This is a genomic window from Methylobacterium sp. 001424705 (assembly GCF_059816145.1).
Genome location: NZ_JCBANU010000045.1, coordinates 1 through 14,454, shown reverse-complemented (window position 1 = coordinate 14,454; position 14,454 = coordinate 1). Strand labels below are relative to the sequence as shown.

The window sequence follows — 14,454 nt, the reverse complement described above, 5'->3', positions numbered from 1 at the left end:
CATCGTATTGGGGAACAGCCGCCGTCCAAGACCGATCGGCTCAAAGGGGGCTCGCTCCCGCGATTACCCCATGTGGATGGCCCCTGCACCCGGCCTCAGCGCTTGGTACGGTATTGCCGCTGTCCACCTCGGCAAGGAGTTTATGCAATGAGCAGCATCACAATCGGGCTCGATCTCGCCAAGAACGTCTTCCAGGTCCACGGCGTCGATGCCGGCGGGTGCGTCGTGTTCAGGAAAAAACTTCGGCGATCGGAGGTCCTCCGGTTCTTCGAAGACTTGTCGCCTTGCCTCATCGGGATGGAGGCTTGTGCCACGGCGCATTACTGGGGCCGCACCTTGTCCGCACTCGGGCACCAGGTCCGGCTGATCCCGCCAGCCTACGTGAAGGCCTATGTTCGTCGTCAGAAGAACGACGCGGCCGACGCTCAGGCAATCTGTGAAGCTGTCTCACGACCGACCATGCGATTCGTTCCGATCAAGACCGCAGAGCGTCAGAGCGTGCTGGTGCTGCATCGCGGCCGAGACCTCTTGGTCCGCCAGCGCACCATGCTCATCAACGCCGTGCGCAGCCACTGCGCCGAGTTCGGGCTCATCGCTCCGCAGGGTGCGCTGCGCCTAGCCGACCTCGTCGTACAGATCCGCTCAGCTGATGAGGCGCGCCTCCCGCCGATCGTAGCGTCCGCAATGCTGTTGATGGTGGCACAGATCAAGGCCCTCATGACCCAGATCAACCAACTTGAGCGAGTGCTGCTCGTATGGCATCGGCAGGACGAGGCGAGCCAGCGCCTAGCCAGCATTCCCGGTGTGGGGATCATCACCGCCACGGCCCTGGTGGCCACTGTCACCAATCCAACCCACTTCCGCTCGGGCCGCGCGTACGCAGCCTTCCTCGGCCTCGTGCCACGCCAAAACTCGTCGGGCGGCAAGGAGCGGCTAGGCCGTATCTCCAAGATGGGAGACCGCTACCTACGCAAGTTGCTGGTCATGGGGGCGACCTCAGTGCTCCGCCGGGCGCGAACGAGCACCCAGGGTGCGGCCGCCTGGATCCGATCCCTCCTTGAGCGTCGTCCGGCGCGAGTCGTGACGGTGGCCATGGCCAACAAGACGGCACGCATCGCTTGGGCGCTGCTGGCACGTGGAGACGTCTATCGCACGGCGAGCCACGCTTAGCTTAATCGCTGCGGTAGCCCCGCAGCTCTGGACTGGAAGGGTGCATGAGGGTTGATGGTGATCGGAACGCGGCCGCAAACCAGGCACACCGCAGCATAGTCCGAGCTTCGCGCTCGCTCGCTTGAACGGACCTGGTCAGCGGACTTCATCAGGGCCAGCGGCCATCAGCGCCGCGCCAACAGGCCGGAAAGATGACCGCACCCGACCGATCGTCAGATCAGCCCAACTTTACCGTTGCAGAGCAGGGGCCGTCCAAAGATGACTATGCTGGATCGCTCGACGGATCGCCTCAGTCGTCATGGCGCTGCCGTGAAGAACCTGGCCCATAGCGCGTCCCTCCACTACAGTGTGAAGACTGCACCATCAAACCCTGGGATCAAACATCTAGAGCGCTGCTCCAACCCCTCGGTAACGTCCCTCCCGCAGAGATACGCGCGCAACCATGCGCATGCCGAGGTGCTTGTGAAGGCTGAGAAGCAAACCTCGCATCGATCGATTATTTCAGCGTTCCGTTCGCCTTGAGCGCGATCAGCGCCGCTGCGGCCCATCTATGCGGCGTCGCACCCATATGGAGGCCGTCGCCCGTGGGCGCCTTGAGAACGGGTGCGCCGACCGAGTGAACTCGCCCGAGGCTGGCCGAGAGCAGGACAGACCAAGGTCCCGATCCCGTGACGGTGAGCGCGATCACCGTCTGGGCGTTGGGCGTACCGGCCTCGATGACGTAGGCATCGCCGGGCGTGGGCGCGGTTTCACCCGAGAGCTGGATCGCGCTCGCGCTGGGCGAGGTCGTTGCCGGCGCTCCGAGCGTCCACGACCCTGTGGGAACCCGAAACGCTACCGGATTGCTGTCGCTGCATAGGGCCGGCGAGACGTCGAGGACCGTCACGTAGGGCGGCAGGCCCTGACCTGTCGCAAGCCAGCGCCTGGCCTGCCAGCGTCGCCCGTCCGGCCAAGCGTCAACGGTCAGATCCGTTGGGACCATTCGGGCCTCGTCGGTCCAGCGGGTGCCTTCAAGGGCCTGAACCCGAGGCGAGTAGGTTGTCTGGTAGACCGGGCAGACCGGGCAGGCGTGGCGCCAGAAGCGCCAGAGCGCCCGTATGTCCGCCTGCCATCGCGTCAGGCTCGTGAACAGTCCGTTTGCCCCCATCTGGACGAAGACTCGGTTGAAGGGCCGATTCGGGATGGAGCGCAGGAGGCGCATCCGAAGCCCGTACTCGCCTGGCGCGATCGAGGCCTGTGTACCGGGACGGGTGCCGCCCACCGAGAGGTTGGCGAAGGTCCAGCGCCCCGTGGCGGCATCGTCGAGAGCCCGAGCGACGAAGCCCGTGACGCCCCTGGTGGCGGGCGAGAAGTCGAGATCCGACTGGCCCACGCCATTGCTGTCGCCGACGATCACGGCGGCAGGACGCCCGTCCCAGCCCTGTGCGATGGCGAGCGCCGGCCCCATGAGGGCGCTGCCGTTGCCGACCGCCGCCACCGTTCCGGAGAGGCGGCGGGCCATTTGCGGCGCGCCTGTGTACTCGACGCCTTCACCCAGGAAGGCATGTGAGTGACGCCCATTAAGCTGGAGGGCGTTGCCCTGGGTGAGACTCTCGCCCACCGAGACGCTCTGGGACGAGCGGATGAAGTAGGTCGTCCCGGGAGGCAGCGTAACGGGCGCTCCGGAAGCGTCGTGTAGAGGGTCCGACCAGATGAAGTCGCAATCCCGGACCACAGCCGACGTGGCGCCGCCGAATTTGACGGGATAGGCGGTCGCACCGATGAATACGGTCGCGAAATCGATCGTCTTCGGGTTGCCGGGGCAGCGCTCAACGATCGGACCGCCGCTCTGGTCAACCCAGAAGTTTACGAAGGCGAGACGCAGTCCGGTGGCCGGGTACTCGGGCGAGACCTGGTACACGTGGGACAAGGCCGCCCGCTGCGCAGGCGTGGCGACGAGAACACCAGTGTGAACCCCCAGGCGATTAGCCGCGAAGGTCCACGAATTGGCGTCGGCGAGGTCGGGCCAGGATTGGGCCGACGCCGAAGCGGGTGCGAGAAGGAGAGCGAGGAGGCGTGCGAGACGACGCATCGGGAACCTCTCAGACGGGGTAGGGGACGCTGACTGCAATCTGGGGCGAGGCGGCCGGCCACGCGCCAGCCCGGCCCGGTTCCGCTGGGGGCGGTTCCGGCTCAACGGGGCGCCCATCGCGTCCGCAACGACGGCCGGGTTCCCTCACCGGACCCCGGCTCCGCCGGCCCGCATGGACCGGGATCGCCCTCTGTCGGCGCTCGGCCGCGAAGATCCCGGTGCCGTCGCTCCGGCAGGCGGCGCTCGCGATCATGGAGAAGCCCACTACGAGAAGCGGATGGCACGGGGTGCCGACTCTCGGGACGCCCTCTGGCGACGGCGCAGCCACCGCCCGGACGATATCACCCCTTGTCGAAGCGATCCCGATCCGAGGAGACGTGCGGCTCACGCCGCCTTGCTGTGGTCGTAGTAATAATTGGCATAATGCCGGCCCTTGTAGCCCTCGATCCGTTTGAGGGCCGCCATGTTGGCCTTGTTGAGCACCACCCCGATCAGTCGCTCGCGCAGCAGGTCCGCCCCTGCAAACGCCTCTGCCACCACTTCCCGACTCGTCCGGCCCCACTCGACCACGAACACGAACCCGTCGATGAGGTGTGCGCACGCCCGGATGTCCACCACCGACACGGCGGGCGGGAGGTCGACCACGATGTAGGCGTACTGCTCCCGGGCCGTCTCGAGAAGCGACGCCATCGCTTGCGAGGAAACCAGCTCTGCCGTATGCGAGATCGGGCTGCTGATCACGGCTGGCACGAGGTTCAGCCCCGTCCCTGCCTCGACATGGATCACATCCGACAGGGAACGCGCGCCCGTTAGCACCTCCACCAGCCCCGCCTCCGCCTGCGGCGCCAGGGCCTGGGTCAGGGTGGGATTGCGCAGGTCGGCGTCCACGAGCATCACCTTATGGCCCAGCTGCGCCATCAGCGTGGCGAGGTTGGCCGCCACCGTCGTTTTGCCTTCGTTCGGCACCGCCGAAACGACGCCGATCACCCGCGTTTCGCGGGCATATCCGTTGACGTCGATCGCCACCTTTACGCTCCGCAGGCCTTCCGTGAAACGCGAGAACGGTGCGTCGAGCACATATCGCGTGACCGGGCTCGTGCGCATCACCGACCGCGCTCCCGCCTGGGGAAGCGCCGGCGCCGGCGCCACGTCACGCAACTCGACCCGCGGCAGGATGCCGAGGCACTCCGCGCCGGTATGTGTCTCCACGTCTCGCACGGTGCGGAACACGTCGGCGAGGCGATCGCGCAGAAAGGCCGTCGCCATCCCAAGCAGGAGGCCCGCCACGACGGCGCCGGGCACGATCAGCCGGTTGCGCGGCGCGCTCTTGTACAGGGGCGGTGTCGCCGCCGTGATTAGGCGCGCCTCGCTGATCGGGAAGGTTTGCTGCTGTGTCGCCTCCAGGAAGCGTTGGAGGAAACTGTCGTAGAGGTTGCGCGCCGTCTGGGCCGAACTTTCGAGATCGCGCAATTCTACCTGCGCTTGGCCGGTGGCGCCGGCCTGGCTCACGAGCCCAGCCAAGCTCGCCTGCAAGGATTCCTCCCGCGCCCGCGCGATCTCGTAGTCGCTCCGGTAGGTTTGCGCGATCCGGCGCACCTCGTCGACGATCGAGCGGCGGATTTCATCCATCTGATTGCGCAGGTTGACGGTCGCTCTGTGATTGGCTCCGTAGCGCGCCGCCCAGTCGGCCTGGCGCGAGGAGAGGTCCAGATATTGAGCGCGCAGCCGCGTGATGACCTCGCTGCGCAGGGCGTCCGTCACGGTCGCGTCCGGAACGTCGCCGCTTGCCACCTCGGTGATGCGGTCAAGCTTCGCCTTCGCCTCCGCGGTCGCGGCCCGCGCCGTTGCGAGCTGTGTGTTCACGTCCGCGAGCTGCTGCTCCGACAGCAGGCCCCGACCGGTGTCGATGATCCGATTTTGCGTGCGGAAATTCTGCACCCGGGCCTCGGCCACGTTGGCTTGCTCGCGCAACTCCTTAATCCGGTCCTGCAGCCATCTGCTGGCGCGCCGTGTCGCCTGGTAGCGCGCATCGAGTTCATTGACCATGTACGCGTCCGAGATCGCGTTCACGATCTCGGCCGAGCGCTTGGCCGACGGGGACGTGAACTCGATATCGATGACGTAGGTCAGCCCGGCCCGCTTGACCTTCAACGCGCGAATGAAGGCCGTCACCGCCGCGCGCTCGCGCTCATAAGTCGAGGTTGCATCGTTACCCGAGCCAAGAAGACCCCGCAGCCAGGACAGAGGACCGATACCGCCCCCATCGGCAAGGACCGGGTCGTCGACGAGCTTGAGGTCGCGAATCACGGCCAGCGCCACACTCTCGGACTGGATGAGCTCCACCTGGCTCTCGATCACGCTCGCATCAAGCACGACGTCGCTGAAGACCTGCTGGTTGCCCAGGAGCTGGTTCTTGCGCGCGTCGATCATGATCGCGCCCGACGCCGTGTACAGGGGCTGCGCGGTCAGGCAGTACAACAGCGCCAGCAGTCCGGCCGCCGTCGCCAGACCCACGATCAGCGGCCACTCGCGCCGCACGACACCCCAGTACTGCGCCAGATCGAGCGTAAAGGGTGCGGCGGGCCCAGCCATGGGCGAAGGGCGGTCGAAGTCGGATGGATTCACCTTGAGCATGTCTCGCACGATGTCAGGGCCTAACGGGCAACACAATACCCGGCCGGTATCAATCCCCCGGGCTGACCGACGCACAAGGCGTTGGCGCGAAGAATATAACGCTGCATGCCGTACACATAATGACGGTCGAGGCGCGGCGATCCTGGCACCACCTGTGCACTCTCGCATCTGTGGGCAGGGTGAAGCGCCGTCGACGATAGGGGCATAGGGCGGCTGTGACTAGGCCGACGAACAGCTGTCCGTTAATGAGTGGCACCCAGGCCCGCCGGGGCTTGCGCTCCATCGTCGCCAGGGAACGCGCCCGGCCGCGCACCGCGCCCGTTCGTCCTCTGACGATCCCATCCACCGCTGCCCCCTGAACCATCAGGGGGCAGTGCAGGGAGGCTCGTCGGAGTACCCAGATGTTGCTCTAAACGTAAAGATCTGCGTGGATCGTGAAATGGAAATTGGCCTCGACAAGCTTGTCTGGCGTTACCCCCTTAAACAAGATGGTGTCGTTTGGGCTGATGCTTAGGAGAGTGTCGCCGCCTGACTTTGTCGCCAATGCACTGAGTTGCTCATAACTCAAGCCAGCGGGAGATTGAATCTCAACGATGTCGTGGTTCGACGCGGCGCCTGCCTTGAAGCCTATGATCGTGTCATTCCCAAAATGAGAAGGGAAAACAAAGGTGTCGGACGCTGTTTTGTGAACATACATGGTGTCCGGAACGTCGGTATGCGAGGTTAGACTCACGCCGCCTGCGAGGGCCGTCTGCAGGTGAGTTCCGTCCGCCTTGCCGATGTCGCTCCACTGCTTGACTCCGCCTACCCCACTATGGATCTGCTGAGTCGTGTCGGCCACCGTGGAGGTGCCGATATAGGTGAAGACTAACGTATCTTGTGAGCTGTCGCTGTACGTCAGAATTTTCGAGATTTCTCTTCCGGCCGTGTCGTAGTTGTGCGTCTCGCTCGATCCGTCTCCCCTCACCTGGGTGTTCAAGGCGACTGTATGATTGTCATCCCCATACGTCCGGATCATCGACACGAGCTTTCCGGCTCCGTCGTAGGTGGCGTATTGCTCGGTGTAGCCCTTTCCGACCACGGCCAAATTCGCGATGACTTGGCTCTTGTCTAGATAGCGGATTGTATAGCCGGTCTCATGACCCGTCGCAGCGTCGAAGGTATGATTCTCGCGCGATCCGTCCGGCTGACGGATTTCTGTCTTGATGAGCTGACCAAGATTGTTGAAGGTGTTGGTTTCCTTCAGTTGCTTGTCGGCACCGTATGTAAACGAAGAGGCAAGCAGCACCTCGCTTCCCGCCAGGAACTGCGACACGCTGTACGATCCATCCAGCTTGGTCGTGGTCACGCCGGTCTTCATTCCGGAAATGTTGATCACGTACACCGAGATTGAACCGTCGGCATTCCAGGTTTTCGCGGTGAGATGTTTGCCAGACGCGTCGTAGGAATCGAACGCCCGGAGGCCTTTAGGGAACCGCGAGTCGTAGATCCCGGCGACATATGCGCCGCTCGCATCCGTCCTAACGTACCCCGTAGCCTCGCCCGTCGCGGGATCGTACTGGGTCGACAGCACGCTGCCATCCATCCCGAAGCTCTTAGACATGACCTTGTGCCCGAGCACGTCGAAGGTCGTTTTCAAGATGAGCTTTGACGCAGGGTCGTAGAGTTCGATGCTTGCCGCGGTGGCTGACGCCGAGTTAAAGTACTCGGTGATCTCCTTCGAGCCGTCGACAAAGGTCGCTGTCGCGGTTTGCACGTAACCAGACGGCCCATAGATGGATAGACGGTGCCCGCCCTCGATCGCGACGTCCGACCACAGCTTCTGATTTTGCGGTCCGTAAAGGTCTGTCCTGATCAGAACCTGCGACGCGTTGAAGACTCTGATGTAGTGGATCGATCCGTCTTGGTACGTGGATTCAACCTGCGACCCATCTTCAGAGAAGTAGGTCGACGCCACGCGCAGGCCCGTGTCCGGATCGAGGATCGAGAGTTGATGCCCACCCTCGTCATCGTATTCGGTCGTCTGGACCTGATGACCGGCCGCATCGAAGAGCGTCGTGGTGAGGAGCTTGCCGGTCGGGTCGAGAAGGTCGATGCGTGCGACCTGCTCGACGCTGTTCGTCACGTAGGCAACGACGGTTCTGCTGCCATCGGCATGCGTCTCGCTGTACCCCGTCGCCAGTCCGGTCGCCGGGTCGATCGCAGTCACACGGGCATCGGCCGTGCCGTTCGCCCCCGTCTCGACGGACAACGTCCGGCCCTCAGCGTCGTAGAGCACGCGTTCCAGGAGGTGTCCGCTGGCGTCGAAGCGGCTGTTGCTCAGTAGAAGGGTGGAACTGCCTGGAGCGAACACCGTGATCGTATAGGAGCCGTCGGTCGCGTGGACGGCGACACTTTCGACGCTCCCGTCCGACGGGTTCAGACTCTTCAGCTGAAACGATCCGTCAGCACTGAACAACTTGAGCTCGACGAGGTGTCCGGCAGCATCGTAGCGATCGATCTCCACGGCATGACCAGCCGGGTCGAAACGCTCGACAGTGGATATGACATCCGCGACGAACGTCGAGACCACCTTCGCCCCGTCGGCTGAAGCGGCGGTGATGACGCTCGGGAGTTTGGTCGTAGCATTGAGGACGATCAGAACGCTGCTGCCATCCGCGCTCAATGTCAGCGTCGAAATCAAGATGTCGTCCGGCCCGAATTGTTCGGTTCGGGTCAGGTGCCCTACCGCATCGTAGAAGTTCCTCTGAAGGAGGTGTTCCCCGGGGCCGGCGGCATTGACCGCGATGGCCTTCCTGCCGTCCACGAAGGTTTGTGTGTAGCCGATCCTGATGCCGTGAGGATCGATGGTGAACGCGACGTACGACCCGTCGGCGGCCCAGTCTTCCGACGTAAGAAGCTTTCCGGCGCCGTCGAACGTGTCGGTGCCCACGATTTTACCGCCGGACGAGTACGACACGAGCTTGGTGGCGTAGGCTTGCCCGACGATCTGCAATGTCTTGATATCGTATGTCCCGTCTGGACGGAAATACGTAACGTCCGTCTCCAACCCGGATGCCGGGCTGTATTTGTGGATCTCCCTGGAACCTTCGTTAAGCCAGACTTGCGCGTAGATCCGGATGTTGTCCGCCGTGAAGCGCTCCTGGGCGATCATTTTGCCGGCGACGTTGTAGGAGTAGACCTGCTGCGAATAGGGCTGGCCGGCGATGTTCAGCGTGACCACCTGCTTCTCGCCGCTTGCGGCGATGGCGGTGTATCCAGTCTCCGCCCCCGTCCTGGGATCGTAGGTGTGTGACACCCGAGAGCCATCAGCGAGGCGCATCTCCTTCGCGTAGGTCACGCCCGCCGCGTTGATGCGGTCTGCCTCCGTCAGCTTCCCGTCCGCCCCGTAGAAGGAGATGTCGACCCCTCCCGCTGGCGGATAGGCTTTGACGACCTTCGACCCATCGGAGGAGATCGTTTCCGAATAAACGACCTTGCTGCCCGAATACCGGATCCGCTCCAAGAGGAGGCCCGACTCGCTGAATTGCTCGGTCAGCTTGTCATAGCTCTGCCCAGTGACGAGCGTCGTCCGCATGAACGTGAAATCGTCTTGGATCTTTGCCAAGGCGGCTGAATTCGCGTTGATAAGGCTGGCAAGATACGTTGCCGCCGAGATCGGCAGGATGTTCGTGTCTGTCAGAACGATTGATGACAGGGCGGGCTGCTTGTTGAAGGAAGCGATGCGGGCGATCAAGTCGGCCGCGGTCGTCAACTCAACGAGCGTTCCAACGCCGCTGCGGCTCCCTTCCTGAGCCAAGACTTCGATGGTGTGTCGGCTGCCGGCCGCAACGGTCAACCCAAGCGAGAACGTGCCGTCCGGCCCGGTCGCCGTCTCACCAATCGGTGTCCCGCCCTCGGAGATAATAAGCACGGTTCCGGCCTTGGCCTGACCGTTGAAGGTGACGGTGCGGTCCGCAGCATCCCCCGCGATGCTCGTGGAATCGATGGTGGGCGCGGCGATGAAATCGTTCTTGTCCGGGAACGTCACCGCATGGCCGGCGGTGACAACAAGATCCCGGAAGTTCGCCGCGATCGTGACCGCCCCGGCGGAGCTTCGATAGACCCCTTCCTTCCAGTACACGTGGTCCTGTCCCGGGAAGCCGAGGGGGCCGGAGTAATCGGCAAGGGTCACGCCGTCCCGCGTCACCACCAGGCGGCCAATCTGGCCGGTAGGATCAAACACGGCCTTGATATTGATGTCGTAATAGCGCCCGCGAACGATGTCGTTGCCATCGGAGTAGATGATCTTCTCGGCCTGCTTGCCGTCACCGCTCAGATAGCGGATGGTCAGGACCATCTTCTCGCCGCTGAACCCGACTTCGAACGGCGGACTGAACCGCTGCCCGGTCATGTAGTCGTCCTGGTGCAGCTGCCCTGTCACGAGGAAGGCGGCGTCATTCCGAGCTCCTGGTTCCAGGTTGAACTTGTAGGAGACCTCCAGCGGAGTTCCGTCCTTGATGTTGTGCTCGTCGCGGATCTCGCTGCGTTCACTGAAGATGCCGGCCTGACGATCCCACAGGAAGACATCGTTGTCGCGAACCTCGAAGCGCAAGGTGTTTGCGTCGGGAGACGAGAAGCTCCAGGGACGGCTCGCGTTCTGAACCCAGTACGTCTCGCCACCCATCGACAGGATGAAGTTGGCGGGCGTCAGCGCGGCTGGGTCCGAGGAGTCGCCGATGATGAAATTTGAGGGGACCGACGAAATGCTTGAGTTCCCAGCGCTGTCCGTCAGCACGGCCGTCAGGTAATGACTACCTGCCGACTCGACGTTGACCACGATGTCGTAGCGACCCTGGGGACTGACCGTGCTCGTTCCCACCAGAACGCCGTCGGCATAGATGGACACCGTCGTTCGTCCGAGGGCATAACCGTACAGGGTCGTCGCGAAGATGTCGCTGTCCCCCGGGATGGCGTTCACGTACTTGATCGCCAGCGACGGAGCCGGCAGGTAGGTAGCCGGCTCTGGGAACTGGACCAGATCGCCGCTCTCGAAGACGTGATTGCTGTATTCGACGGCCATCGTCTCCGTCGCCTTGGCGTCGCGACTGATGCCTTCGGCCCAGCTTACGCTGTCCTGTCCGGCAAAGCCGAGAGGTCCGCTGTAATCGGCCACGACGGCGCCGTTCACCGCCAGCACGAGCCGCCCCTGACCGCCCGAGTCGAAGATAGCCTTGACGTCGATGTTATAGAGCGCGTCCCGTACGATATTGGCGCTGTCGACGTAGATATGCTTGCCGACGATCTTGCCGGACACATCTGTCCAGCGGATGTATACGATCAGTTGATCGCCCGATAGATCGATGTCGAACGGAGAAGATGCTGCGGTCGTACCGTCCGCCATGTTCGCGACAAACTGGCCGAGAACGAGGAATGACGCAGAGTTAAGATCACCAGGGTCAACTTTCAGATTGAAGTTGATGTGAACTGGATCCTGTGCCGCAAATCGATCGGTAAAGATAACATCCGTACGTTCGGCTGGCGTGTATTTATTGGCATCTATAGCTGCGAAATCGCCGTCGCGCAGTTCAAATCGCAACGTATCGTCGCCGGAAGCCGTCAGGCTCCACAACGCAGCTGAATTTCTCTGTTCGTAGTTCAAGTGCGGGGTTTCCAGATTTTGCTGCGCGGCAACATCAATGCATATCGTGGAGATTTTAAGACAGAGTCAACCCTCCGTTAATGGCGCATTGTGCTTAAGCGGAAGCTCCACCCAATCCCGCTTTGAACTCTGACGCGATCGTGATCAGGTGCTTTCGGATGCGTTGCGAAAGGCTTATTCCATCTATCTGCGGATGATCGACTGCATTCGTATTATAGACCATGCCTCTTCGATCATGGCTCGCCCCAAGTATTGAAGACGTCCCGATCATGGCCTTGTCCTCGGGTTCCGGAGCCTGAGGAAGATGCGAGGGCCGCTCCCGCGCCGCTGTGATCGGGCAGCAATACGCAGGCCCTGCGTGCGCCGGCCAAGGGTTCACGCGATCCGGCCCAGATGTGCCGCCTCTTGGCGCGGCCGCCGATCGCGGCGGGCGGCTCGCGTTCGGACGCGGCCGGGTCGGATATCAGACGGTTGCGGCACTGCGCAGACAGGGACGGCGTTTTTGCGACCCGGCTCGGTGCCGGGCCGCGGATCATGGCGTGTCGACCTCTGAGCAAACCTTGAGCCCGATCTTGCGGGCCAGGGGCTCCCGCAAACTTTCGGCGCGCCCGCGCCATCACGCCTCAGCGCCGGGCGCTCACGCCATACCCTTGCCCGATCAAGCCGGCCGGCACGCCATGAAGATGCTGATTGTCTCCGGCGACATCCTCTGATGCCCCTGCTAGCGCGCCTGCCCGAGTTCTGGACCCGTTCGCGCACTTGCGGTGGTTCATGCGTCGGACCTGGCTCGGCAACCGGGTCTTCCACGCCTACATCGGCGCCCTCGACCACTGCTGCGATGCCTGGAACAAGCAGACGTCTCGGTCTCGGCGCATAGGGTCATGTCGCGAGGCATAGGCGGCAAACACGTGGATCCGGCATTTGCTGATCTCATCAGCCGGGCCTGCCGGTTGCCGATGCCCGTCGCAGGACGCCTTGCCCTGTTCGAGGACGCCGGTCTCAGCGCGCGTCGGATGCACACGAGGCCGATGCGGATGATCGACTGCGGAATTCAAGCCGGCTCAAAGGATATGAATTCCGTCACCTCGCTCGACCAAAGAGACATTCTTGATATCCGAGGATCGAGGATGTCTCGAAAGGTGAATCAAGTGATCACGAGAAAATCCTGATATTTGAGGACCGCATTGTTCGAGAACGTCGCCACCTGGATTGCTGCCGCGCTTCCGGTGCCATCACTATCCCAGCTCAGAATGTGTGAGCCCGAGTTGAAGATGAACTTTGCATGCGCCTTCGTGGCGATGCCAGAGGCACTTGTCTCGAACCAATCGGTCGCGAGCTTCCCGATCGGGAGAGCGTAATTCGTAGCGTGCAGTTGCAGCCTATCGCCCTGAGCCGCATGAAGTCCCTGATGGTGTCAAACCCCTGGCCGGCCTTGTTGAAGATGAAGACGTCGGCGCCCAGGCCGCCCGTGAGAACGTCGTTCCCGCCTTTTCCCTCCAGGATGTCCGCGCCATCACCGCCGGAAAGGGTATTTGCCCCTGCATTCCCGGTCAGGACGTTCGCTTGGGCGTTGGCGGTTCCGTTGATAGCGGCCGTGCCAATCAGGAGAAGGTTCTCGACGTTGGCCGACAGCGTGTAGCTGACGGAACTCTGGATCGTGTCGGTGCCGGCATTGGCGGCCTCCACGACCACGTCGCCGGTGTTGTCGACCACATAGGTGTCGTCGCCGCCGAGACCCTGCATCGTGTCGGCGCCGGCGCCACCCAAGAGGATGTTGGCAGCAGCGTTCCCGGTCAGGACGTTGGCGAGCGCGTTGCCGGTTCCGTTGATGGCGCCCGTGCCGGTCGGGAGCAGGTTCTCGACATCGGTCGGCAGCGTATAGGTGACGGAGCTCTGGACCGGGTCAATCTCGGCATTCACGGCCTCGAAGATCCTGTCGCCGGTGTTGTCGACGATGTAGGTGTCGTTGCCGCTGAGGCCCTGCAGCGTGTCCGCTCCGCCCCCGCCATTGATCGTATCCGCGCCGTCCGTTCCGAAGATCCAGTCGCCCACCGTCGTTCCGACCGGCGCCGACGCCAGAACGACGGAGACGGTGTGCTGGCCCAATCCGTTCAGGGTCAGGTCCAGGGTGGCGCCGGAGAGGCTCGCGCCATCCGCCCCGGTGACCTGCACCATCTGCCCGGCATGGGATTTCAGCTGGATGAGGTCGTGGCCCTCACCGACGACCGCGTAGCTGAGATTGCTGCCGTCGCCGGTCACGCTGAGGAGGTCGGACCGGTCCGCGAGGGCGGTCAGGTGGGTGACGTCGTCCGGGGTCCCGTCGAGGGCGATCTTGAAGGTCCCGCCCGCCTTCGGCACGAAGACGCTGTTGCTGTCGTAGGCGTACCAGCCGGCGACGTTCTTGATCGTGTGGCCGGCGCCGACGTCGAGGGCGAACTTGCCGAGATCGCCGGCCGCGGTGGTCGCCGACGCGGTGAGGACGTTCGACGCCGCATCGAAGCTGTAGCTGACGTCGGACTTCTCCAGGGTCGCGGTGCGCTGCGCCAGATCGTTCAGGGTCACGAACTCCGAGCCCGCCTGCGCGGCCCATGCGATGAAGTCCGTGAACATCTGCTGGGTGTAGCCGGCATCCGTCGTATCGGTCAGCCAATCCGTCGCCGGCGCCATGGTCCAATCCAGGGCGTGGGCCAGCATGTTGTTGTCGGCCAGCATGCCGTCCGTGGCGAAGTGGACGTTCTTGCCCCCGGTCTGCGTCGCCATCACGGCGATGTTGGATTGCCCGTTGACGATCTGATTGGCGAGCGTCGTTCCGAGCCCGTCCGTACTGGTGAAGTACGAGGTGCTGATGTTCGTGTACTGGTGGATCGACTCGCCGGCCGTGTACCCGGCCATGACGGGATTGGTCGTGGCCGCCGCCTTGACCTCGACGTTCGCCCCG

The 14,454-nt window shown here is 63.3% G+C and carries 5 protein-coding genes and 1 pseudogene; 2 read left to right on the top strand and 4 right to left on the bottom strand.

Going from position 1 to position 14,454, the window contains the following annotated elements:
* The first annotated feature begins 147 nt into the window (after window positions 1–147).
* On the top strand, window positions 148–1,170 hold the full coding sequence (locus AC6EUL_RS21935) for an IS110 family RNA-guided transposase (protein WP_499872687.1): 1,023 nt from the start codon (window positions 148–150) through the stop codon (window positions 1,168–1,170).
* Between the two features lie 496 nt (window positions 1,171–1,666).
* Here the strand turns inward: AC6EUL_RS21935 and AC6EUL_RS21930 are convergent, their stop codons facing one another.
* From AC6EUL_RS21930 to AC6EUL_RS21920, 3 genes are all read right to left on the bottom strand, one after another.
* Window positions 1,667–3,241 carry an SGNH/GDSL hydrolase family protein gene (locus tag AC6EUL_RS21930; protein ID WP_499872685.1) on the bottom strand — a complete coding sequence of 525 codons (1,575 nt, stop codon included), beginning with the start codon at window positions 3,239–3,241 and terminating at the stop codon, window positions 1,667–1,669.
* 384 nt (window positions 3,242–3,625) lie between these two features.
* Window positions 3,626–5,875 (bottom strand): polysaccharide biosynthesis tyrosine autokinase, encoded by a 2,250-nt coding sequence (locus AC6EUL_RS21925; RefSeq protein WP_499872683.1) that lies wholly within the window; start codon window positions 5,873–5,875, stop codon window positions 3,626–3,628.
* 409 nt (window positions 5,876–6,284) lie between these two features.
* Window positions 6,285–11,516 carry a heparin lyase I family protein gene (locus AC6EUL_RS21920; RefSeq protein WP_499872682.1) on the bottom strand — a complete coding sequence of 1,744 codons (5,232 nt, stop codon included), beginning with the start codon at window positions 11,514–11,516 and terminating at the stop codon, window positions 6,285–6,287.
* A gap of 252 nt (window positions 11,517–11,768) precedes the next feature.
* Between AC6EUL_RS21920 and AC6EUL_RS21915 the strand changes: the two are divergent.
* Window positions 11,769–12,413, top strand: a pseudogene (locus AC6EUL_RS21915) (hypothetical protein).
* A gap of 348 nt (window positions 12,414–12,761) precedes the next feature.
* Here AC6EUL_RS21915 and AC6EUL_RS21910 read toward each other — a convergent pair.
* The coding region (locus AC6EUL_RS21910) for a calcium-binding protein (RefSeq protein WP_499872680.1) at window positions 12,762–14,454 on the bottom strand (1,693 nt) is incomplete at its 5' end.